A 23,051-nucleotide genomic window follows, 5' to 3' on the forward strand; every position below is an offset into this window, starting at 1 on the left:
GCGTACTGTTTCGCGACGTTTGAGCCCTGCCGAACTGTTCGTGTCTCGTCGTACCTTGGGATAGGTAGGCAGGACGCGGACGACGCGTCGTGGGGGAATGGGGGGACGGTCGCCCATGCGATCCAACAGCAAGGCGGACATCACGATCCACAGACCGGAGGAGCTCAGCAGCACGCTCCGCCAGGCCTGGCACAAGGCGATGGACGAGTCGCCGGACTACGCGAACCCTTTCCTGGCACCGGAGTTCGCGGACGGCGTCGGCCGCCATCGCGGTGGGGCGCAGGTGGCGGTGCTGCACGAGGGCGGCGAGCCGGTCGGCTTCTTTCCGTACGAGCGCAACCCCGTCGGTGTCGGCCGGGCCATCGGCCTCGGTCTCTCCGACTGCCAGGCCCTGGTGCACCGGCCCGGTGTCACCTGGGACGTCCAGCAACTCCTGCGGGCCTGCGGCCTGTCGGTCTTCGAGTTCGACCATCTCGTGGAGGAACAGCAGCCGTTCGGCCGTTATGTCACGGGCACCTTCGCGTCCCCGGTCATCGACCTGAAGGACGGCGACGGCGAGGGCACCTACGCCGAGTGGCTGCGCGCCGCCTACCCGGGCATCGCCAAGACGACCCTGAAGAAGGAGCGCCGGCTGGGCCGCGACCTCGGCGAGATGCGGTTCGTCTACGACGACCGCGACCCCGAGGTGCTGCACACGCTGATGCGGTGGAAGTCCGCCCAGTACCGCAGGACCGGCCGCATGGACCGCTTCGCGCGCCCCTGGATCGTGGACCTGGTGGACCACCTGTTCCGGGTCCGCGAGGAACACTTCACCGGCATCCTGTCGGTCCTCTACGCCGGGGACCGCCCGGTGGCGGCCCACTTCGGACCGACGTCCCGCACCCTGTTCGCGGCCTGGTTCACGGCGTACGACCCCGAACTCCGTTACTACTCCCCGGGGTTGATCATGCACCTCAGGATGGCCGAGGAGGCGGGCCGGCACGGCGTGCGCCTCATGGACCTGGGGCGCGGCGACAAGGAGTGGAAGGACTGGCTCAAGACCCGCGAACTGCGGGTGGGGGAAGGTTTCGCCACCCGCCCCCACCCGGTGGCGACGGCCCACCGCCTGTGGCGCCGCCCGGTCCGCGGGCTGCGCAACACGGTCCTGGCCCACCAGTCCCTGCGCGACCCGGCGGACCGCCTCCTGAAGACGGTGGGCACGCTGCGCACATCGGGCCGGGCGACGCCGAGGAAGTGACGTCGCGGCACCGGCGACAGGGGCCCCGGACCGGGAAGGTCCAGGGCCCCTTCCGTGTTTCCGCCCAGGACGGCCCGACCTGCCCCGACACCTGGACGACAGGCGATCGTGGTAGACAACGCCGATGACGGGCAAGGATGTTGATGCCCGGCCCGCGGGCGACCGCACGACAACAGGAAGGGGCAACCCGTGCTTCTGAAGACCTTCCGCTGGTCGTTCGCGATCACCGCGCTCGGCCTGGCCGCAGGAGTCTGGTACGGCGGCTGGACGGCGTTCGGCGTCATCGCGATCCTCGCCGTCCTGGAGATCTCGCTGTCCTTCGACAACGCGGTGGTCAACGCCGGGATCCTGAAGAAGATGTCCGCCTTCTGGCAGAAGATCTTCCTCACGGTCGGCGTCCTGATCGCGGTCTTCGGCATGCGGCTGGCCTTCCCGGTCGTCATCGTCGCGGTCACCGCCAAACTGAACCCGTACGACGCCGTCAACCTCGCCCTGACCGACAAGGACCGCTACCAGCAGTTGGTCACCGACGCCCACCCGGCGATCGCGGCCTTCGGCGGGATGTTCCTGCTGATGATCTTCCTGGACTTCATCTTCGAGGACCGGGACATCCAGTGGCTGGGCTGGCTGGAACGCCCGCTGGCCAGGCTCGGCAAGGTCGACATGCTGTCGGTCTGCATCGCGCTGATCGTCCTGCTGATCACCTCCTTCACCTTCGCGGCCCACGCCCACCAGCACGGCGGCGCCCACGCGGACAAGGCACAGACGGTCCTGGTCTCCGGCATCGCGGGCCTCATCACGTACCTGGTCGTCGGCGGCCTCTCCGGCTTCTTCGAGGCCCGCCTGGAGGCGGAGGAGGAACGCGAACGCGAGGGCGAGCGCTCGGCGGTGGTCCTCGCCGGCCAGGCCGCGTTCTTCATGTTCCTGTACCTGGAGGTCCTGGACGCGTCGTTCTCCTTCGACGGCGTGATCGGCGCGTTCGCGATCACCAACGACATCGTGCTCATGGCCCTCGGCCTCGGCATCGGCGCGATGTACGTCCGCTCCCTGACGGTGTACCTGGTCCGCCAGGGCACCCTGGACGACTACGTCTACCTGGAGCACGGCGCGCACTACGCGATCGGCGCCCTGGCCGTGATCCTCATGGTGACCATCCAGTACCAGATCAACGAGGTCATCACCGGCCTGGTCGGCGTCGTCCTGATCGGCTGGTCCTTCTGGTCCTCGGTCCGCCGCAACCGCGCGCTGGCGGAGACGGAGGGGGAGGCTGCGCCGGTCGACGCGGCGCGGGTCCCGTGAAGGTGCAGTACGGCATGTTCATGGCGATTTCACGCGATGATCGTCTACGCCCCGGATCCTCACCCTCATGACATCGCTGAAGGCCCTGAAACTGACCCTCCCCGTGGGGCTCGCCGCCCTGGTGCTCGCCGTGACGGGCTCCATGTCCACCGCGTCGGCGACGACCTACTGGGTGTACAAGAACTCCTACGAAGGCAACTGCCTCACCGCGTCGACCGTGACCGACAACGTCTGGTCGGGCTCCTGCGACCAGAGTGTCGGCACCTACTGGTTCTGGGGCAGCGAAACCTGGTACGACGTCTCCACTCAGCGGACGTACCGACGCCTCGTGAGCCGAGGTACCGGCGACTGCCTCACCACGGACCAGAAGACCAACACCAACGCCGTGTGGATGTCCCCCTGCGGCGGCGGCAACGGCTATCAGTTCTGGAACGCCGACTACGACGAGCTGAGAAACCTCGACGGAGACGAACTCCGCACCTCGGCCAACGGCGATGCCGTCTACTCCACCCCCTGGGGCCAGAACGGCATCGAGGTGGGCCGGTGGACCTGGACCGGCACGCACAGTTGAGGCCCACTGCTCTCTTCAAGTAGGTCGATCCGGCCACCCTGGAGGTCCGGGGTGGCCGTCAGCGCTACGGGCCACCAGCGCCGCACGGGTCACACCTGACCGAGGTCGATCTCCACCGGGAACGGCGCCGTCACTTTGAGGACACCGGTGAACACGTCGCCGTCCCGGTAGGTCCTCGTCGCGGGGTCGAGAACGTAGGTGTAGACGAGGGGAACACCCGTCACGGCCTGCTCGATCCGCCAGTAGAAGCCGATCCCCGCCTTGGCGTACTGGTCGACCTTCACGATCCGGTCGGTGGTCTCCGAACCCGGCGACACCACCTCCGCGACCAGGAGCACGTGCTCAGGGCGGGTCGGGGTGACGTCGATCGTGTCCGCGCGGTACACGACGACATCCGGGCGGCGATTGGTGAGCGGGACATCCTGAAGTCGGACGTCGAAGTCGGTGTCGGCGTTCCAGCCCGGCCCCGCTGCGGCATCCAGAGCGTTCGCGAGAACTCGGGCCAGCCGGTTGTGCCGCTTGGACCCGCGCGCCCCCGCGACGACCAGCCCGTCCACGATCTGGATTCCGGCGCACCGTTCCTCGGACCAGGAGTCGTACTCCTCCGCCGTAACCACGCCGACCTCGCTCACGCCCCATCTCCCCACCATGAAGGTAACCGTTTGCTGGCCGCATCCGGCAAGATCCCCATGCGCCCCGGCACTCCGCCCCGAGCCAACTCATGCCTTTTATGCATGTATAGCCCCACTAGCGCTCCGAAAACCGTCACCGAAACATTCGAGACCCCGCACACTCCTTGCCCCTCACAACAACGCGCCCCTACCTTCACAGAAACCGTTTTCTCAAGCGAGGTGCCTGACTCGATGAAGAGTTGCATACGGCGGAGACCGGCGAGATGGCACGGCGGGCGCGGGGCCGCCCGATGGTGGGGGACGGTGACCGCGCTCTGTGCGCTGCTGGTGGTCATGATCCCGGCGCTGTCGGCGACACCGGCGAGCGCGGCGACCTCCGCCCCGCAGGACGCGTTCCCCACCGTCATCCTGAACCAGGTCACCAGCGCCGCCGGATTCGTCCACCCCGGAATCGCCGTCAGCGCGTCCGACCTGGAACAGGCCCGCAGTCAGGTGCTCGCCGGCGCGGAACCGTGGGCCTCCTACTACTCGGCGATGCTGGAAACCAAGTACGCCTCCGCCACCCTCGCCCCCGTCAACAAGGGCTCACAGGTGGACACTCCGAAGACGGACGCGTTCAACTCCCAGGGCGTGGAAGCCCAGTTCATCGAGGACGCCTTCGGCGCCTACACCCAGGCCATCCGCTACTTCATCACCGGTGACCCCGTCTACCGCGCCAACGGCATGCACATCATCCGCACTTGGTCCCACATGGACCCGGCGAAGATCGCCAACTACCCCGACGACCACATCCACGCCCCCATCCCGCTGATGCGCATGCTCGCCGCCGCCGAGATCTTCCGCTACTCCAGCGTCAACGCCACGTCCGACGGCTACGACACCACCTGGACCGACGCGGACACCACCAACCTCACGAAGAACCTGGTGACACCGGTCATCAACACCCTGCTGTACGGCAACACGTTCTTCATGAGCCAGCAGACCTACCCCGTCGTCGGCGAGCTGGCCGGCTACCTCTTCACCGACGACCGCACCGGATACGACCGTACGGTCGAGTGGTTCTCGGTCAACTCCGGCAACCCCGACAAGAACACCAACGGCGGGCTCACCTCCCTGATCCGTGAGATCAAGGCGAGCGACCCCCTCAACCCCTACGGCCACTCCTTCGTACAGGAGCAGGAGATGGGCCGCGACCAGGCCCACGCCTGGGACGGCATCAACGCCCTGGCCGAGAGCGCCCGCCTGCTCACCGTGCAGGGCACCCTCCTGGACCCGGTCACCGGCAAGGTCTCCACGAAGCGGAACGCGGTGTCCCCGTACCGCTTCGGCAACGACCGCCTGCTCGCCGGACTCGACGCGTACTACGCCCACATGATGGGCCGCACGATCCCCTGGATAGACACCACCGGAGGGCCGGGCAAGGTCTCGGAGGCCTATCGGGGACGGCTCTTCGACCCGATCGACGAGCTCTACGACGTCTACCGCTACGACCTCGGTGTGAACGTCGAGAAGCAGGCCCCCAGCGTCGCCCAGGTCCACGCACAGGCAGACGGACCGAAGTTGTACTGGGGCACGGCCGCCTACAACTTCTGGAACAGCAACCCCGACTACAACCCGGACTACTGGCTCTCACTGCCCGCGCGCACCGCCGGTGAGACCCGCCCCCAACAGACCACGCCACTGGTCTCGTTGGCGCAGCGCAGCATCGCCCTGGACAGCCGCTCCAAGATCCACGAGGCGGACGACGGACACGACGTCGTACGGATGACGGCGTCGAAAAAGGGCACGACCATCGCCGTCCGCACCCTGATGTACGACAACCGCAACGGATCCAGCCCGGTCGGCGTCCTGGTCCGCACGACGGGCCCGGCGACCCTCCAACTCCGCAAGAACATGTCGCTGGCGCCGTACGGGACCGTCAACATTCCTGATACGCATGGCAGTTGGCGGTACGTCACCTACGACATGGACTACGCCGTCGTACCCGGAAGCACGGGTGGCGAGAACCTCGCCTACTACACGATCACCGGCGTCTCCGGCGCGACGGTCGACGTCGACAGCGTCAACCTCCAGGCCAAGGCGCAACTCGGCACCCCGACCTTCCCCCAGGGACAGCGGACCACGCTGATCGGCGTGGCCGGCACGGCGCTTCAGCGTTCGCTGGCCGCGACCCCCGCCGCGGGCGACACCATCACGTACACCGCGCCGGGCCTGCCGAAGGGCGCGACCGTCAACGAGGCGACGGGGCAGTTCGGTTGGACCCCTGCCAAGGCTCAGCAGGGGACCTTCCACACCAGCGTCGTGGCCTCCGGCAGCAAGGTCGACACCGTCCTCGCCGTCACCCTGAAGGTCGCCGGCGACCGGCAGGAGGCACTGAAGCTGGCGGAGTCCGGTTTCGATGCGAAAGCCACGTACGTCACCAAGTCGCGCCAGACATACGAGACTTCGCTGGCCTCCGCCCAGGGGGCTCTCAGCACGGCCGACGACACCGCATTCCTGACCGCGCTGGCCGATCTCCAAAGTGCCGTAGCGGGGCTGAAGTTGCTGAACCCGAAGCTGCCCGACGGCACCCTCGACTACACGGGCGCGGTCACTTCATCCCTCCCCGCCACCGCCGTATGGAACATGACCGATGACGACGTCAACACCTTCTCCGGCGATCTGACGGCCCCGTCCACCATGGACTTCGGCGCCGGCTACCGCGTGCGGGCCGACTCCTTCGGGCTGCGGGCCCGCTACAACTTCGCCAACCGCTCCCAGGGCGCCAACGTCTATGGCTCTAACGACGGTTACACCTGGACCCTGCTGACCTCGCGGGAGACCACCGACACGACTCCGACGTTCCCGATGGAGACCATCCCGGTCCGGCCCGAGGTCAAGGACGAGTCGTTCCGCTACCTCAAGATCCAGGTCGACGACCCGGGCATCCCGACCGACCCGAACTATCCCGGCCTGTCGTCGTTCAGCGAGTTCCGTATCCACGGCGAACGGGTGGAGACCGCGCAGCCCCTGTCGTCGGTGTCGCTCTCCTCCGACGACCCGGACACCGGCAAGGCCGTCAACGGCGACACCGTACGGCTCGACCTGACCGCCACCGAGCAACTGGCCGACGTACAGGCGAAGATCGAGGGGGTCACCGCGAAGCTCACCCACACCGACGGCGAACACTGGCAGGCCACGGCCGTCCTACCCGACGACGTCGACTTCGGCCGCGCCCTGCGCTTCACGGTCGACTGCACGACGACGGACGGCCGCACCTGCTCGACGGTCACCACCACGACCGACGGCTCGACCCTGGCCCTCTGGAACACCCACGTATCGGAGGTGCCGGTCGCCCAGAGCTGGGTGGACGCGTCCAGCGCGCAGTTCCCAGGCGTCGGCACGACGGCGGCCAACGGCTGGCGGATGTTCGACGGCGACCTCACCACCGCCACGGACACCACCTCGGGCAACGGCTGGGTGAGCGTCAAACCGGCCGACGGCTCCTCCCTCACCCTCGACGCGGTGATGGTCCACCCGAGAGCCACGTTCGTCAGCCGGGGCAACGGCACCCTGATCCAGAGCTCCACCGACGGCGGCCAGACCTGGAAGACCCTCGTGACGGTCAACGGCATGACCAGCGACCAGGACTGGTACACCTTCAAGTTCCCCCAGCGCACGACGACACCACTGCTGCGGATCTACGACGGTCACGGCGGCTTCACCAACCTCGCCGAGGTCCGGCTGCTGCGGCTCGACTCGGCAGCTCAGTAAGGCGATACCTCCTGAGCCGGCCACCGCATCTCCACGCGGTGGCCGGCTCCGGCGCGCTTCCAGGTCCCGAACTTCCCCCGTACGAGCCTCATTTGACTCTCCTGTAAAGGGAGAGTGGAGAGTCTTGGCATCGGCCGGACGACGACTGGAAGGAGGTCCCTCGATGAGCGCGCTGGACGAACGGGCTGCTCTGTTGAGCATCGGGGAGTTCTCTCGGCTGACCCATGTCAGCGTCAAGGCGCTGCGCCACTACCACGATCTGGGCCTGCTGAGTCCCGCGCGGATCGACCCGGGCAGCGGATACCGGTTCTACGCCACGGCACAGGCCCCCACAGCGCAGCTCATCCGGCGCTTCCGGGATCTGGACATGCCGCTGGACCGGATCAAGGTCGTGCTGGAGGCGACCGATCCGACGGTACGGGACGAGATCATCGCCGATCATCTGCGCGGCATGGAACGCCAGTTGGAGCAGACCCGGTCGGCCGTGGCGTCGCTGCGTCAGCTTCTTGAGGGGGGTGGACCACACCCGCTGAACGTCGACTTCCGGACACCTGCCGCCGGGCCGGCCCTCATGGCGAGCGCGCGGGTGACCTGGAACGAGGTCTTCGAGTGGCTGCCCGACACACTCACCGACCTGCGTCGGCGGATCGGCTCGGACACCGCTCTGCGCGGGGGCCCGGACGGCGCGATCTACAGCGCCGAGATCTTCGAGTCGCACGTCGGCGAGGTCACCGCCTTCATCCCGCTCAGCGCCGCCGCAGGCCACATCGACCACGCCGGGGACCCGCTGCCCGAAGGCCCCATGGCGGTGACGGTGCACAACGGCCCGCTGCGGGAGCTCGACCGGACCTATGCCGCGCTGGGCGGCTTCGTCGCCGAACAGGGCATGGGTTCGCGCACACGCACGGCGATCCGGGAGAACTACCTGGTGAGCCGGTTCGACACGGACAACGAGCACGGTCTGGTCACCGAGGTGTGCTGGCCGGTGCTCTCCAGAAGAGGAGAAAAGGAATCATGACGAACCGACTGTTCGCAGTGACCTTCGACTGCGCGGACGCCGCCGGACTCGGCGAGTTCTGGGCGCGGGCGCTCGGCCAGGAACTGGATCCGGGCGCGGGCAAGGCGTTCGCCTCCATCGGTATGGGGGACTCCGGCCGGACCGAGCCCCGCTGGTGCTTCGCCCAGGTCCCCGAAGGCAAGACGGTGAAGAACCGGATGCACCCGGACCTCATCACCGCGGACCTCGAGGCGGAGACCGAGCGGCTGATCGGCCTCGGTGCGAGCCGGAAGGAGGACATCGAGATGGGCAGCATGCGCTGGACCACTCTCCTGGACCCCGAAGGCAACGAATTCGACCTGATCGCCGAGGCGTCGTAATCCCGCCGCGGCCACGAACCCACCCGAAGAAAAGGAATCAGCCATGACCACCGCTGTCAGCCTGAGTTTCGCATCCGTGAACATCGACTCCGCCGATCCCGCGGGCCTGGCGGACTTCTGGGGAAAGGCCCTCGGCCGCCCGGTGACCCCGGGCGCGACCCCCGGGGTCATGACGGTCGACGCCCCCGACACGGGGAGTGGCCTCCAGATGATCTTCCACCCGTCCGCCGAGGCCACGAAGGGCACGGGCGGCTTCCGTCCGACCCTGCTCACGGACGACCACGACGAGGAGACCAAGCGCTTGACCGGCCTCGGCGCCCAGCTGATCAACGAGGCCTACCTCCCCCCGATCCGCCTGAGCGTGCTCGCCGACCCGGAGGGCAACCCGTTCAACCTCGCGACCTGGAAGTCCGAGTGAGGGACAACTGAAAAAGGCCCCGGACCGATCTCGGTCCGGGGCCTTTCTGTCTGGTGCCCTCGGCAGGATTCGAACCTGCGACACCGGCTTTAGGAGAGCCGTGCTCTATCCCCTGAGCTACGAAGGCGGGACGCTGTGGACAGGGTAGCGGATTCGGGTAGGCCGATGCCGCCCGGTTCTGCGGGGGCGGGGTCAGGACACCGGCACCCGTGTGAACCGCCCCGTCACCCGCAGATCCGCCTCGATCCGCCCCGCCGTGATCTTCAGCTCGGGCAGGATGTCCCGCACGCACTCCTCGGTCGTCCGGCGGGCCACATGGGTCGCCGTGTTGAGGGCGGCGACGACCCGGCCCGTGTGGTCGCGGACCGGTACGGCGATCGAGCGGAGGCCTACCTCCAACTCCTCCTCGACCAAGGCGTAACCCTGGCAACGGACCGTTTCCAGGGCCGCTGCCAGGGCCGCCGGGTCGGTCACGGTGTGCGGGGTCAGGGCGCGCAGCTCACCCGGGTCCGCCGGGCCTTCCGCCAGGAGCACGCGGCCAAGTGCCGTCGCGTACGCCGGGAGCCGGGTGCCGACCGCGAGGTTCACGCTCATCACCCGGCTCGTGGCGACCCGGGCCGTGTACTGGATGTCCTGGTCCACGAGGATCGCCAGGGACGCCGACTCGTGGATGCGGGTCGTGAGGGCGGTGAGGTGGGGGAGCGCGAGGTCGGGCAGGGTCGCACGGGACAGGGGCGGGAAGCCGAGGGCCAGGACCCGGGGGGTCAGGGCGAAGCGGCGGTCGCCCGACGGGGTCACCAGGCCCAGGTGCTCGTAGGTGATCAGGGCCCTGCGCGCGGTGGCCCGTGCCAGGCCCGTGGCCTGGGCGACCTCGGTCAGGGTCAGCTCGGCGCGGCCTGCGCCGAAGGCGGTCAGGACTGTCAGCCCGCGGGCCAGGGACTCGACGAACTCCCGGCCCAACTCCTGCTTGGACGCGCCCGTCCAGGTCGCCAGCCCGGAGGGGGCGGCGACGGCATCGCCCTCGGGCGCTTCGCGCAGGTCCTCCTCCATCGTCCGCACCGCCGCCCGGAGCCGCGGCAGCAGCGAGTCCCGCAGATCCTCCGCCGTGTGCCGGCTCGTATGGCTCACGATGCTCGCCACACACGCGATCGCGCCGGTACGGGGGTCCCGTACGGGTACGGACAGAGCCACCAGCCCCGGTTCGATCAGTTGGTCGTCCAACGCCCAGCCGTCCTCGCGGGCCTGTACGGCGGATCGTTCGAAGTCGGGTCCCGGGGACGACGACCGCAGGGGGACGGCCGGGAAACCCCGGTCCGCCGGGTCCGCCGCCCGGCGCTCCCGCCAGCGCGCCCAGTCCCGTTCCGTCCACTCCGTCGCGAACAGCGGTCCGGGCGCGGTGCGTTCGGCCGGCAGCAGGTCGCCGATGCGGAAGCTCAGGGACATCGCGCGGCGCCGGGTCGCCTGGTGGATGAAGCGGATCCCGTCCCGGTCGGCCACCGCCAACGACACCGACTCGTCCAACTCGTCGGCCAGCGCGTCCGCACGGGCGTCCAGCAGCGAGGGCAGCCGCAGCGCGGCCAGATAGGCGTTGCCCAGTTCCATGACCCGAGGGGTGAGAACCGCGTCCCGGCCGTCGAGACGGACGTATCCCACACGGGCGAGCGTCGCGGTGATCCGGTCGACGGTGGACCGGGCGAGTCCGGTGGCCCGCTCCATCCCACTGAGGCTCAACGTGCCGCCCGCATCGGTCAGTTGCCGCAACACCGCGACCCCCCGAATCAACGGAGCGACCGCCTCGGCGGGCACGGCTTCGACAAGCGGACGGGCATCGGCGATATCAGCGGGCATCGACTCTCCGGTACGGCAATCTCGACAGCCCTACGGTAAGCCCGCGCGGGGTGTCGCTACGGCTGCGCAGGTTCTGCGGGGGGGCCCGCGTGTGGCCGGTGCGGCTGGTGGCTCGTCGGCGGGGCCGCGTCCGGCAGCGTCACGCTGGTGGTCCTGCGGTGGGCTCAGGCCCTGTGTCGTCGCGGCTGAAAGCGTTGCGGGGGGCCTGCGTCCGGCACCAGAACGCCGATGTTTCCGTGGTGGGCCCGCGCCCGGTGTCGTCTCGGCCGCTGGCTCTGTTGCAGGCCCGCGCCCCGGACCGTCACCGGTTGCTCGGCGGGAAGCCCGCGCCCGGCGTCGTCATCGCTGCGACACGTCGGTAGGCCTCGCCCCACGATCACCGCCGACCGCCGACCCGGTGCGAACGTTCCGTACCCCGCCTCGTGGACCCGCCTCCTGCACCCGCCGCACCAGCACTCGACGCCCCCGCCCCGACAGCCCTACGGCGACCCCACTCCCCACGAGCCCGGCTCCCGACTGACCCCCACCCGGTAGTTCCCCGCCGCATCCACCCCGAGGACCTCCACCCGAACCCCCCTCCTCGGATCCCGGAACGTTTCCCCCACTCCGAACGGCGCGTCCGACAACTCGGCGTGGACGTTCGGGCTCCGGGTGCAGCCCCCGCTGTCGGGGTGCGCGTCGTAGACCTTCACCGGGCCCATGCCCGTGTCGACGTCCGTCTCGACCTTGTAGATGAGGACCCCGGGTCGGCAGACCGCCTCGTCGTTGCCTTCGTGGGCGCGGAGTTCCAGCGCGTAGCCGGTGCGGCGGTCGAGGGGGATGAAGATGAGCTTCGCGCCGGAGCCGCCGGAGGTGCCGGAGCCGCCGGGGAGTTCCAGCGGGGTGAGGGTGTACTCCGTGGTGCCCCGGGTCTTCGCGCAGTCGACCTGGGACGGGTCGAGCCAGCCCAGCTTCCACTTGTGCCAGCCGAGGAAGTCGTTGTCGGCGCCCCAGTCCTCGCTCATGATGTCCCAGTGGCCGACCGCGCCTCCGCCCGACTGGGTGTAGAGGTCGGGCAGGCCGAAGGTGTGGCCGTTCTCGTGGGGGAGGACGCGGTAGCCGGTCCGGGAGTAGGTGCCGGAGCCGTCGTCCTGGCGGGAGTAGACGAAGGAGGCGTTGGCGACCGGGACGCCGTCCGCGACCGGGGCCTCCGTGTTGCCGGCGAATGTCACGGAGAGGACGGTGTCCAGGGCGGACGGCCCGGCGTTCGGGGTGACCAGGACGTTCAGGAGGTCGTACTGGCGGAAGTCCACCGTCGGGTCCGCCGCGGCCACGATGTCCTGGACGAACTGCCGGTACCCGGGGTCGAAGGGCGCGCCGCGCTCTATGCCGTAGGACTTGAAGGGCTTGGGCATGCGCAGCCAGTGGTCGACCGGGGTCTCGGGGCGGTAGTCGAGGCGGCCGTAGGAGCTGGTGCGGAACCAGTTCTGGGTCTGGGGGAAGAACTCGCGGTAGCGGTCCATGGCGCCGCCCTGGCCGGGGGCGTCGGAGAAGTCGACCATCAGGGTCAGGGCGTGGACCGTGCCGGTGGAGCGGGAGTAGCCGCCGGGGGTGGGGATGCCCTCGGACATCTCGACGTCGGTGGGGCCGTTGATCATGCAGGGGCCGAGTGCGGAGGTGCGGGCGAGCGCGGCCGGGCCCGCCGCCGTCATGGCGCCCGCGGTGAGGTGTCCGGTACCCGCCGAGGTGCTGACCGCGAGGGTCAGGACGGTCACGGACGCGAGGGCGGCCACGCGGCGCGGGCGTATCCGACAACTGGGCTGCATGCAGGGACCCTTCGCGCCACGGCAGCCGCCGGTCTCGGGCTGCACCCTTTCGATCACCCTGTGTCGTGTGGTGCGGGGGCGCGCGCTGGAGGAGACCGACCGTGTGTTTCTTGCCGGTAGGGGGCCGAACGGGAGGCCGCCGGGGAGACGGCGGGGGCCCAGCAGGAGTCCAAACGAAATGTGACTCAGGTCACATCAGAAGTCCCGCTGAGTGGGAAATAACCGGGGACCGTTTCCCCGTTTAGCCATGTGTCCGAGCGAAACGGGGACTCCATCCCCGGATCGCCACCAGTAACGCAAGACCTTCAGGAGCACGCCGTGACGACCGCGACCCCCGTACAGCGAAAGGCGACCCGGCCGCGCGCCGACGCTTTGCGCAACCGGGAGCGGATCGTCACCGCCGCCCGCGAGATGTTCGTCGAGTTCGGCCCGGATGTGCCGCTCGACGAGGTCGCCCGCCGGGCCGGCGTCGGCAATGCCACGCTCTACCGCAACTTCCCGGACCGCGACGCCCTCGTCCGCGAGGTCGTCTGCTCGGTCATGGACCGACTGTCGGAGGCCGCCGAGCAGGCGCTCGCCGAGACCGGCGACGCCTTCGCCGCTCTGGAGCGCTTCGTGCACGGTGCCGCCGACGAGCGGATCGGCGCGCTGTGCCCGATGGTCGCCAGCACGTTCGACCAGTACCACCCGGACCTGGAAGCCGCCCGCGAGCGCGGCGAGGAACTCATCGGGGAGGTCATGGACCGCGCGACGCGGGCCGGACAGCTCCGCCCCGATGTGGGTGTCGGTGACGTGATGGTCGCCGTGGCCCAGCTCAGCAGGCCCCCGGCCGGTACCGGATGCGTCAGCGCCGACCGCTTCGTACACCGACACCTGCAGTTGTTCCTGGACGGACTCAGGGCCCCGGCCCGTTCGGTCCTGCCCGGCGCGGCCGCGACGATGGAGGATCTCCGGCAGCCCTGACCGATTAGTTCAGCGCGTCTCGCCTGTCTCAACCACAAGCGTCCCCGACCACGTCTTCGACGTCCTTCTTCCGAATTTTTCCGTCACGAAGTCCCGAAGTGGGTACCACCATGTCTGAAACAGCTCGAAGCGGCGCGCCAAGCGCCCTCGACAAGGCGGCCGAGGCCGCCGAGCACGAAGCCCATTCCAACCGCTGGAAAGCGCTCGCGTTCATCGCGCTCGCCCAGTTGATGGTCGTGCTCGACGCGACCATCGTGAACATCGCCCTCCCGTCCGCCCAGACCGATCTGGGCATCTCCGACGGCAACCGGCAGTGGGTCGTCACGGCCTACGCCCTCGCCTTCGGCGGACTCCTCCTCTTCGGCGGCCGCATAGCCGACCTGTGGGGGCGCAAGCGCGCCTTCGTCGTCGGCCTGACCGGCTTCGCCGCCGCGTCCGCGCTCGGCGGTCTCGCCACCTCCGGCGCCATGATGTTCGGCGCCCGTGCCCTCCAGGGCGCGTTCGGCGCCCTGCTCGCGCCCGCCGCGCTCTCCCTGCTCGCCGTGATGTTCACGGACGCCAAGGAGCGCGCCAAGGCGTTCGGCATCTACGGCGCGATCGCCGGTGGCGGCGGCGCCGTCGGCTTCATCCTCGGCGGTGTGCTGACCGAGTACCTGGACTGGCGCTGGACGTTCTTTGTGAACATCCCGTTCGCCATCGTGGCCGCGCTCGGCGCGTACTTCGTCATCCGTGAGCCGGAGGGCGGCCGCAACCGCAACCCGCTCGACATCCCCGGTGTCCTGCTCTCCACCCTCGGTCTGGTCTCGCTCGTCTACGGCTTCACCCGCGCCGAGTCCGACGGCTGGGGCGACACCACGACCGTCGGGCTGTTCATCGCCTCCGCGGTGCTGCTGATCTCGTTCGTGGTCGTCGAGGCGAAGGTCAAGGCCCCGCTGCTGCCGCTGCGCGTCATCACCGACCGCAACCGCGGCGGTATCTACCTCTCGCTCGGCATCGCCATCATCGCGATGTTCGGCACCTTCCTGTTCCTGACCTACTACCTCCAGGTCGTCAAGGGCTTCTCGCCGATCAAGACCGGCTTCGCCTTCATGCCGATGATCGTCGGCATGATGGTCGGCTCGACCCAGATCGGCACCCGCCTGATGACCCGTCTGCCGGCCCGCCTGCTGATGGGCCCCGGCTTCCTGGTCGCCGCGGTCGGCATGCTGCTGATGACGCGGCTGGAGATCGGCTCGTCGTACGCCTCGATCATCCTGCCCGCGATGCTGCTGCTCGGTCTCGGCATGGGTACGGCGTTCATGCCGGCCATGTCCCTCGCCACCCTGGGCGTCGAGCCCCGGGACGCGGGTGTCGCCTCCGCGATGGTCAACACCTCGCAGCAGGTGGGCGGCGCGATCGGTACGGCCTTGCTGAACACGATTGCCGCCTCCGCGACGACCGCGTACATCAAGGACCACATCGCCGGCGCCGGTACGTCCAAGACCCAGCAGCAGCTCGTCCAGTTGCAGGGCCAGGTGCACGGCTACACCAACGCCATCTGGTTCGCCGTGGGCATGCTGGTCGCGGCCGCCGCGATCGTCTCGGTCCTCGTCAACGCGGGCAAGCAGGGTTCCGACCCGGTCGCCTCCGGTGACGGCGTCGAGGACGAGTTCAAGGTGCCGGTGGTCGCGCACTGACGGCGCCCGGCCCGGTCGTACCCCCTTCGCACCATCCGTACGTACGGGGAAGGGGACGCCCCGTACGTACGACTCCCAGGAACTGCCCTGGTCTCCGGCTGAGTTGAGCGGCTCAGCGGAGCCAGGGCAGGTCCGCGCCCGCTTCGTTCGGCTGAAGTCCCTCGGCGACGATCTCCATGATCTCGCCGAGGGACTTCTGCTGTTGCGGGCTCAGCCGCTCGAACAGCGCCTGCCGTACGGCGGCCACATGGCCCGGCGCGGTGCGGCGCAGCACCTCGTACCCCTCGTCGGTCAGCACCGCGAACTGGCCGCGCTTGTCGGAGGGACAGTCCTCGCGGCGCACCCACCCGTTCTTCTCCAGCCGCGCTATCGCGTGCGAGAGGCGGGAGCGGGTGATCTTCGCGTTCATGGCCAGCTCGGTCATCCGCAGCCGGCGGCCCGGGGCCTCGGCGAGCTGGACGAGGAGGCCGTAGTAGATGTGCGGCATGCCCGCGTCCCGCTGGAGCTGGCGGTCCAGATGGTCCTCCAGGAGGGTGCTGGCGTGCATGTAGAAGCGCCAGACGCGCTGCTCCTCGTCGGAGAGCCAGGGGGGTTCAGCGGAGGTGGATGCCGTATTCATGTATCCACTGTACGAGAGCTCTCCTTGAAGGTTAAACAAATCGGGCGTAGGGTCGTACCGAGACGTTTGAGACTTCAAGCATGGGGAGTGACCGTGATGTCCACCGCCGCACCGGAGCGCATGCCCGCCCTCTACCTCAGCCACGGCGCGCCGCCCCTCGCGGACGACCCGATCTGGCCCGGCGAGCTCGCCGCCTGGTCCGCCGACCTCCCCCGTCCCAAGGCGATCCTCATGGTCTCCGCCCACTGGGAGGAGGCCCCCCTCGCCCTCGGCGCTACCGACCCGGTCCCCCTCGTCTACGACTTCTGGGGCTTCCCCGAGCACTACTACCAGGTCCGCTACGACGCCCCGGGCGCCCCCGAACTCGCCGCATCCGTGCGGAAGTTGCTGCGCGCCCCGGGCATACCCGTGCAGGACGTCCCGGACCGCGGCCTCGACCACGGGGCGTACGTCCCGCTCGTCGAGATGTTCCCGGCGGCCGACATCCCGGTCCTCCAGGTCTCCATGCCGACCCTCGATCCGGCGAAGCTGATGGACATCGGGCGCAGGCTCGCCCCGCTGCGCGACGAGGGCGTCCTGATCGTCGGCTCCGGCTTCTTCACCCACAACCTGGCCGCCCTGCGCCACACCGGCGGGGGAGTGCCCACCTGGTCCTCCGAGTTCGACGACTGGGGCCGGCGCGCCCTGGAGGCCCGCGACTGGGACGGCCTGCTGGACTTCCTCCACAAGGCACCGGCCGGGCGCTACGCCCACCCGCGCACCGAGCACTTCGCACCGCTGTTCGTCGCCATGGGCGCGGCGGAGGCGGGCGGCGAACTGGACGCGCAGCACTCGGTGATCGACGGGTTCTGGATGGGGATGGCGAAGCGGTCGGTGCAGTTCGGCTGACGACCGTAGGTCCGCGGGACCTACAACTCCTTCTCGTACCAGGCGACATCCCAGTAGCGGCCGAACTTGCGGCCCACCTCCCGGTAGGTGCCGACGGGCCGGAAGCCGAAGCGTTCGTGCAGCCGCGTGGACGCTTCGTTGGGCTGGGCGATGCCCGCGTACGCCCGGTGGACGTCCTCGGTCGCCAGATCCGCGAACAGGGCCTTGTAGAGCAGGGTTCCGATGCCCCGGCCGCCCGCGTCCGGGGCGAGGTAGACGGTGACCTCGACCGAGGTCGAGTAGGCGGGCTTGGGCCGGTAAGGGCTGGATGTGGCGTAGCCGAGGATTCGCTGTGTGTTTCCTTGGAAGGTCCCGTCGACGGCAACCTTCAGCCGGTATGGGCCGTCTTCAGGGTGGGAGAGCAGCCAAGGGCGGCGCTCCTCCGGCGTGAAGGCGGCGGTGTCGAAGGTGATCGGGGTCTCGCGTACGTAGTGGTTGTAGAGGTCGGTGAGGGCATCGAGGTCGCTCTCGACTCCTGGCCTGACCTGCACCTCTGTACGCTCCGATGACATCATGCCTCCCTCTGTGGCCGGACAGGGTACTGCAAGATCAGAAAAATAGGGGAGCGGGTCGGGAATTCTGTCCGGATTCCAGTCGTTGTTTCCATCAGATGCAGGGCACACGAGAAGAGTGCCGAAGCAAGAGCATCCGACGAACACCTGCTGACCCACCATCGCAAGGGAGCACGCATGGCAACCCGTGCCGTCGCCCGTCGTAAGTCCGCCACCGGCGAGACCTCCGACGGTGCGCGCAGTGTTCGCGCCCATGGCGGCGAGATCGCCGACCGCGACCTGGTCGGCATGTATCTCGACGAAATCGCGCGCACACCGCTGCTCGACGCCGCCAAGGAAGTCGAGCTGTCACAGACCATCGAAGCGGGCGTGTTCGCGCGCCAGGTCCTCGACGGCGAGGAGGAGTCCCAGGCGGACGCCAGCCGCGCCGAGCTGGAGGCCCTGGTCGCCGAAGGGGAGCGTGCCAAGGACGTCTTCATCCGGTCCAACCTCCGTCTGGTCGTGGCCGTGGCCCGCCGCTACCCCCGTAGCGGCCTGCCCCTGCTCGACCTGATCCAGGAGGGGAACGCGGGCCTGGTCCGCGCGGTGGAGAAGTTCGACTACCGCAAGGGCTTCAAGTTCTCGACGTACGCGACCTGGTGGATCCGCCAGGCCATCACCCGCTCGATCGCCGACCAGTCCCGGACCATCCGGCTCCCCGTCCACCTCGTGGAGGAGCTGGGCCGGATCCGCCGTGTGCAGCGGGAGTTCAACCGTAAGAACGGCCGGGAGCCCGAGCACGCGGAGATCGCCGCCGAGCTTGACTCGACGCCCGAGCGCGTGACGGACGTCCTGGACTGGGCGCGTGACCCGGTCTCGCTGAACATGTCGGTGGACGACGACGGGGACACGCAGTTCGGTGACCTCCTGGAGGACACCTCCGCGGTCTCGCCCGAGCAGTCCGTGATGACCCTGCTGCGCAGCGAGGAGCTGGACGACCTGATCGGCCGCCTCGACCAGCGCACGGCCTCCATCATCAAGATGCGCTACGGCATCGAGGACGGCCGGGAGCGCACGCTCACCGAGGTCGGCAAGGAGCACGGTCTGACCCGCGAGCGCATCCGCCAGATCGAGAAGCACGCACTGCTGGAACTGAAGAAGCTGGCCGGCCAGACCGGCTTCGACGCGGCTGCCTAGCGGCCGTGAGCGCGACGGGAGGTGTGCCGGAGGCGTGAGCCTCCGGCCCCGGCCCGGCAGTCGCGGGGCGCGCACGCATTCTGTGCACGCCGGGCCGCGTACGCCGGGTGGCGGGAGCCCGCGCAAACATGGCCGGGAACACCGCTTCAACCTACGGAGCCCCGGGAACAAGACTTCAGGGCCCAGGAGTTCGAGTCCGGGGCCCCGCCCCGAGACCCCTTGAGCCACGTCCCGACGCACATCCCCCCCGGCGCCGGGACTCTCCCGAGCCGGGCTCCGGCGCCTGTCCCCCCGGGCGTCGGGGCCCGGCTCTTTTCGTGTGCGGGCACGCAAGGACGGCGGGGCACCCCGTACCTGAACTCCGGGGTGGCCCGCCGAATGGCAGATTCTGCCACAGCGGCATAGCCTGCCGATGTGAGCAGCCCCACCCCAGCACCGGATTCCCCTACCGCCTCCCCCTCCGCACCGCTCTCGCTGACCGAGCGGCGCAAGGCCGAGACCCGGATGGAGATCGCCCGGGCCGCGGCCGGACTCTTCGTGAGACAGGGGCTGCGCGCCACCCGCGCCGAGGACATCGCGCAGGCCGCCGGCATCGCGCCCCGCACCTTCTACCGCTACTTCGCCACCAAGGAGGAGGCCGTCGCCCCGCTCTACGCGGCCGGCACCGAGCGCTGGGCGGAGGCGGTCCGCACGGCCCCGCCCGCGCTCTCGGTACCGGAGGCGCTGGAACACGGGGCGCTCCACACCCTGACCCCCGGGGTGGGGGTCTCCCACTCCTCCTGGACCTGGGTCCGCCCGCTGATCCGCATGGCGGAGTCCAGCTCCGGCCTGCGCAGGGTGTGGGCGGAGGTCTGCCAGGCGGGAGAGCGCACCCTCGGAGAGGTACTCGCGGAACGGATGGCCCAGACCGACGACCTCGGCACCGCGCGGATCCCGTCCGTGACCTCCCCGGAACTGCGCTTCGCCGCGGCCGTCGCAAGTGCCGCCGTCCGCACGGCCGTTGAGGGCTGGGCCTTCGGGGAGGAACCGACCGGGACGGGCGCGCAGGCGGGACCCGCCGACCTGGCGCTGCGGAACCTGCGGGAGTTGCGGCACTTTCCGTGGACGGAGATCGGCGGGGCAGCCCGGTAGGGGGCGGGGTCACGCGCTCCCGGCGCGGCTCAGCCGTTCCCCCAACTCCCGTACGCACCGCACCAGTTCCTCCGGTTCCTGGACCGTGAACTCGCACTCCAGCATGGCCAGCCGTACGGCGAGCCAGGACACCGCATCGCCGGTCGTGGCGCGCAGCCGGCAGGTCTGCTCGTCGAGCGGCTCGGGTGTGCCGAGCCAGGCCGGGATCCGGGCGGCGATGACCTCGGCGGGGGCGGCGAAGGTCACGGTGTACTCGTAGGTCTCCTGCCGCCGGTACATCGACTGCCGCAGGAACTCCGCCGCGTTGCCCGTGGGCAGCTCGCGCGGGGTGAACCGCGCCCCTGTCGCCAGCGGCCTGCTCACCCGGTCCACCCGGAAGGTCCGCCAGTCCTCGCGGTCGAGGTCGTAAGCGACGAGGTACCAACGGCGTCCGGTCGAGACGAGCCGGTACGGCTCCGTCACGCGGCGCGACTCGGTGCCGTCCTTGGCGCGGTAGGCGAAGCGCAGCCGCTCGTGGCCGGCGACCGTGGAGGCCATGACGGTCAGTGTCTCGGGGGCGATGCTCGCCCCGTCCCCGCTGGTCAGCGGGGTGGTGGCGGCCTGGAGGGTGGCGACCCGGTGCCGTAGCCGCGAGGGCAGTACCTGTTCGAGCTTGGCCAGGGCCCGCACCGACGCCTCGTCCACGCCCTCGACCGCGTGCCCGGCGCCCGCGCGCAGCCCGACCGCGATGGCCACCGCCTCCTCGTCGTCCAGCACCAGGGGCGGCATCGCCTTGCCCGCGACCAGCCGGTAGCCGCCGTCGGCGCCGAGCGTCGCCTGCACCGGGTAGCCGAGTTCGCGCAGCCGGTCGATGTCCCGCCGGACCGTGCGCCGGGAGACCCGGAGCCGCTCGGCCAGCTCGCCGCCGGGCCACTCGCGGGGCGTCTGGAGGAGGGAGAGGAGCTGGAGCAGCCGTGCCGGGGTGTCCGTCGTCATGGGTTCGAGGATGCCGTAGAACTAGGACACGATCTGACCTAGTGGGGTCGTAGTTTCAGAACATGACCTCCACCGAAACCCTTGTGGACAGCCCGGCCCCCGTAGTGACGGCGTCCGGGGCGGCCGACCGGCGGCGCTGGTTCGCCCTCGCGATCGTGATGACCGCGGCCTTCATGGACCTCGTCGACGTCACGATCGTCAATGTCGCGATCCCCTCGATCCAGCGGGACGCGGGCGCCTCCTTCAGCCAGATCCAGTGGATAACGGCCGGGTACGCGCTCGCCTTCGCCGCCGGACTCATCACCGGCGGACGGCTCGGCGACATCTACGGCCGCAAGCGGCTGTTCCTCCTCGGGATCGGCGGCTTCACGCTCGCCTCCGCGCTGTGCGGCTTCGCCGCGAACCCGGAGATGCTGGTCGCCTCGCGCATCCTCCAGGGCGGGATGGCCGCGATGATGGTGCCGCAGGTGCTGTCGATCGTGCACGCCACCTTCCCGGCGCACGAGCGGGGCAAGGTGTTCGGGCTGTTCGGCGCGATCGTCGGCCTGGGCGCGGTCTCCGGGCCGCTGCTCGGCGCCCTGCTGACCGAGTGGAACCTCTTCGGCCTCGAATGGCGCCCGATCTTCCTGATCAACCTGCCGGTCGGCATCGCGGGCCTGCTCCTCGGCAGCCGCTTCATCACCGAGTCCAAGGCCCCGCGCGCCCTCAAGCTCGACCTCGTCGGCGTCGCCCTGGTCACCCTCGGCCTGCTGATGCTGCTCTACCCCCTCACCCGGGGCGACGAACTGGGCTGGCCCGCCTGGGGGTTCGTGTCGATGTCCGGCTCGATCGGCGTCTTCGTCGGACTGGTGGCGTACGAGGGGCGGAAGGCCGAGCAGGACGGTTCCCCGCTCGTCGAGCTGTCCCTGTTCCGGGTGAAGAGCTTCGCGGCCGGTATCGCCGTGCAGACCGTGTTCGGTGTCGGACTCGGCATCTTCTTCCTCGTCTGGACCCTGTACATGCAGATCGGCCTGGGCTGGAGCCCGCTGCGGGCCGGGCTGACCGGCGTACCGTTCTCGATCGCCTGCTCGGCGGCGGCCGGCATGTCCGTGCAGAAACTGGTGCCGCGCCTGGGCGGACGCAACGTCCTTCAGACAGGCGCGCTGGTGATGGTCGCGGGTGTGCTGCTCTACCTCTGGGAGGCCGACCGGTACCAACTGGCCATCGCCTCCTGGCAGATGGCGCTGCCGCTGGTCGTGATGGGCGTCGGCATGGGCCTGATCTTCGCCCCGCTGACCGACACGATCCTCTCCGAGGTACCGCGTGAGCACGCGGGCTCCGCCTCCGGGCTCATCAACACCGTGCAGCAGATGGGCAACGCACTCGGGCTCGGGCTGGTGTCGGTGGTCTTCTTCGGCGTGATCGACGACCGGCTGACCCCCGCCGAGGTGGGCCCGGCGTTCGTCAACGCGTTCCAGCACGCACTGGGTTGGGTGGCCGCGGTGATGGGCGTGATCTTCCTGCTGATGTTCGCGCTGCCGGGGCGGGGGGCCGCGCAGACGGTCAAGGAGGCGGATCCGGCCGGGAGTTGACGCCGCTCGGCACCGCAGGACAGCGCCCCGCCCCGAGGCCGTACCGGGGGCGGGGCGCTCGACGCAGTCGGCCGGACGGTGGCGTACGCCGGTGGCCGGAGTGGGGCGCGCGGCGGGCGGACCCGAGGTCGGCGGCCGTGTCGGACGCACCCCAACTCACCTGCCCTGTAACAAAACTGACTGGACGGAAGTTCACGCTGGGGCGGCCGGGACGGCCGGGTCCGATGGGAGTGCCGGCGCTGGACCGGGTGATGGTTGCCTTGTTCCTTAGTCGACAATTTGTGATGTGCGACGGTGAACTGTGCATTTCCGTACGAGATTCCGCCGCCACCCGGAGCCGCCGCATTTCCTGTTGTCTCCGATTGCCTCTCGAAAAGAAATTGCCGTAGTCGTGGCGGCCTAATTCGGCGGACCGGAGCGGCCCGCTCCGCCTGTTCCGGCGGGTGGGGTTCCGGTCGGCGGTGCCGTCGGTCGGGCTGAGCCGTATTGGCCGGATCTGTTGACTCTTGATCGATGGACTTCGCTTGATAACGCTGTCGGTGCGCTGTGGGGCCGGGATCG

General features: G+C 69.5%; 19 protein-coding genes and 1 tRNA gene. 13 read left to right on the top strand and 7 right to left on the bottom strand.

The window, feature by feature from the left end; all coding sequences use genetic code 11:
• Positions 1–115: 115 nt before the first annotated feature.
• From ABZT04_RS01460 to ABZT04_RS01470, 3 genes are all read left to right on the top strand, one after another.
• Entirely contained in the window at positions 116–1,237 is a 1,122-nt protein-coding gene (locus ABZT04_RS01460) for a GNAT family N-acetyltransferase (protein ID WP_356051563.1), read from the top strand.
• Between the two features lie 189 nt (positions 1,238–1,426).
• A complete protein-coding gene (locus ABZT04_RS01465) occupies positions 1,427–2,536 on the top strand; it encodes a DUF475 domain-containing protein (RefSeq protein WP_356051565.1) in 1,110 nt (369 codons plus the stop codon).
• 67 nt (positions 2,537–2,603) lie between these two features.
• Positions 2,604–3,107 carry a hypothetical protein gene (locus tag ABZT04_RS01470; RefSeq protein ID WP_356051567.1) on the top strand — a complete coding sequence of 168 codons (504 nt, stop codon included), beginning with the start codon at positions 2,604–2,606 and terminating at the stop codon, positions 3,105–3,107.
• Between the two features lie 89 nt (positions 3,108–3,196).
• Here the strand turns inward: ABZT04_RS01470 and ABZT04_RS01475 are convergent, their stop codons facing one another.
• Positions 3,197–3,739, bottom strand: coding sequence for a Uma2 family endonuclease (locus tag ABZT04_RS01475; RefSeq protein WP_356051570.1), 543 nt, complete (start codon positions 3,737–3,739; stop codon positions 3,197–3,199).
• Between the two features lie 303 nt (positions 3,740–4,042).
• Between ABZT04_RS01475 and ABZT04_RS01480 the strand changes: the two genes are divergently transcribed.
• The 4 genes from ABZT04_RS01480 (at position 4,043) to ABZT04_RS01495 (ending at position 9,287) form a co-directional block, all read left to right on the top strand.
• Positions 4,043–7,492, top strand: coding sequence for an Ig domain-containing protein (locus ABZT04_RS01480; RefSeq protein WP_356051572.1), 3,450 nt, complete (start codon positions 4,043–4,045; stop codon positions 7,490–7,492).
• Between the two features lie 163 nt (positions 7,493–7,655).
• A complete protein-coding gene (locus ABZT04_RS01485) occupies positions 7,656–8,510 on the top strand; it encodes a MerR family transcriptional regulator (RefSeq protein ID WP_356051574.1) in 855 nt (284 codons plus the stop codon).
• On the top strand, positions 8,507–8,869 hold the full coding sequence (locus ABZT04_RS01490; protein ID WP_356051575.1) for a VOC family protein: 363 nt from the start codon (positions 8,507–8,509) through the stop codon (positions 8,867–8,869). Before ABZT04_RS01485 ends, ABZT04_RS01490 begins: the two co-directional genes overlap by 4 nt.
• 43 nt (positions 8,870–8,912) lie before the next feature.
• On the top strand, positions 8,913–9,287 hold the full coding sequence (locus ABZT04_RS01495; RefSeq protein WP_356051576.1) for a VOC family protein: 375 nt from the start codon (positions 8,913–8,915) through the stop codon (positions 9,285–9,287).
• A gap of 51 nt (positions 9,288–9,338) precedes the next feature.
• On the opposite strand, the gene ABZT04_RS01500 is transcribed toward ABZT04_RS01495, so the two are convergent.
• The 3 genes from ABZT04_RS01500 to ABZT04_RS01510 all read right to left on the bottom strand — a co-directional run bounded on the left by ABZT04_RS01500 (position 9,339) and on the right by ABZT04_RS01510 (position 12,940).
• Positions 9,339–9,414: transfer RNA gene (locus ABZT04_RS01500), tRNA-Arg, on the bottom strand.
• A gap of 65 nt (positions 9,415–9,479) precedes the next feature.
• Complete coding sequence (locus ABZT04_RS01505) at positions 9,480–11,135, bottom strand: IclR family transcriptional regulator C-terminal domain-containing protein (protein ID WP_356051578.1); 1,656 nt, start codon at positions 11,133–11,135, stop codon at positions 9,480–9,482.
• A 479-nt stretch (positions 11,136–11,614) separates the two neighbouring features.
• Positions 11,615–12,940: a M6 family metalloprotease domain-containing protein gene (locus ABZT04_RS01510; protein WP_356051580.1), complete on the bottom strand. Its 1,326-nt coding sequence runs from the start codon at positions 12,938–12,940 to the stop codon at positions 11,615–11,617.
• Positions 12,941–13,258: 318 nt separating this feature from the next.
• Between ABZT04_RS01510 and ABZT04_RS01515 the strand changes: the two genes are divergently transcribed.
• The gene (locus tag ABZT04_RS01515; protein WP_356051583.1) at positions 13,259–13,903 is read left to right on the top strand and encodes a TetR/AcrR family transcriptional regulator; all 645 of its coding nucleotides are present in this window, start codon (positions 13,259–13,261) and stop codon (positions 13,901–13,903) included.
• Between the two features lie 110 nt (positions 13,904–14,013).
• Positions 14,014–15,579 (top strand): MFS transporter, encoded by a 1,566-nt coding sequence (locus tag ABZT04_RS01520; RefSeq protein ID WP_356051585.1) that lies wholly within the window; start codon positions 14,014–14,016, stop codon positions 15,577–15,579.
• Positions 15,580–15,691: 112 nt separating this feature from the next.
• Here ABZT04_RS01520 and ABZT04_RS01525 read toward each other — a convergent pair whose 3' ends face one another.
• Positions 15,692–16,198: a MarR family transcriptional regulator gene (locus ABZT04_RS01525; protein WP_356051587.1), complete on the bottom strand. Its 507-nt coding sequence runs from the start codon at positions 16,196–16,198 to the stop codon at positions 15,692–15,694.
• A gap of 96 nt (positions 16,199–16,294) precedes the next feature.
• Here ABZT04_RS01525 and ABZT04_RS01530 point away from each other — a divergent pair, with 96 nt between their 5' ends.
• A complete protein-coding gene (locus ABZT04_RS01530; protein WP_356051589.1) occupies positions 16,295–17,086 on the top strand; it encodes a class III extradiol ring-cleavage dioxygenase in 792 nt (263 codons plus the stop codon).
• Positions 17,087–17,106: 20 nt separating this feature from the next.
• Here the strand turns inward: ABZT04_RS01530 and ABZT04_RS01535 are convergent, their stop codons facing one another.
• Positions 17,107–17,637 (bottom strand): N-acetyltransferase family protein, encoded by a 531-nt coding sequence (locus ABZT04_RS01535; RefSeq protein ID WP_356052118.1) that lies wholly within the window; start codon positions 17,635–17,637, stop codon positions 17,107–17,109.
• Between the two features lie 177 nt (positions 17,638–17,814).
• Between ABZT04_RS01535 and ABZT04_RS01540 the strand changes: the two genes are divergently transcribed.
• Together ABZT04_RS01540 and ABZT04_RS01545 are read left to right on the top strand one after the other, a co-directional pair.
• A complete protein-coding gene (locus ABZT04_RS01540) occupies positions 17,815–18,813 on the top strand; it encodes a sigma-70 family RNA polymerase sigma factor (RefSeq protein WP_356051591.1) in 999 nt (332 codons plus the stop codon).
• Positions 18,814–19,317: 504 nt separating this feature from the next.
• On the top strand, positions 19,318–19,944 hold the full coding sequence (locus tag ABZT04_RS01545) for a TetR family transcriptional regulator (protein ID WP_356052120.1): 627 nt from the start codon (positions 19,318–19,320) through the stop codon (positions 19,942–19,944).
• A gap of 9 nt (positions 19,945–19,953) precedes the next feature.
• Here ABZT04_RS01545 and ABZT04_RS01550 read toward each other — a convergent pair whose 3' ends face one another.
• On the bottom strand, positions 19,954–20,919 hold the full coding sequence (locus ABZT04_RS01550) for a YafY family protein (protein ID WP_356051593.1): 966 nt from the start codon (positions 20,917–20,919) through the stop codon (positions 19,954–19,956).
• A 62-nt stretch (positions 20,920–20,981) separates the two neighbouring features.
• Between ABZT04_RS01550 and ABZT04_RS01555 the strand changes: the two genes are divergently transcribed.
• On the top strand, positions 20,982–22,490 hold the full coding sequence (locus tag ABZT04_RS01555; protein ID WP_356051595.1) for an MFS transporter: 1,509 nt from the start codon (positions 20,982–20,984) through the stop codon (positions 22,488–22,490).
• The last annotated feature ends 561 nt before the right edge of the window (positions 22,491–23,051 follow it).

The organism is Streptomyces sp. NPDC005492 (assembly GCF_040605995.1).
Classification (GTDB): Bacteria; Actinomycetota; Actinomycetes; order Streptomycetales; family Streptomycetaceae; genus Streptomyces.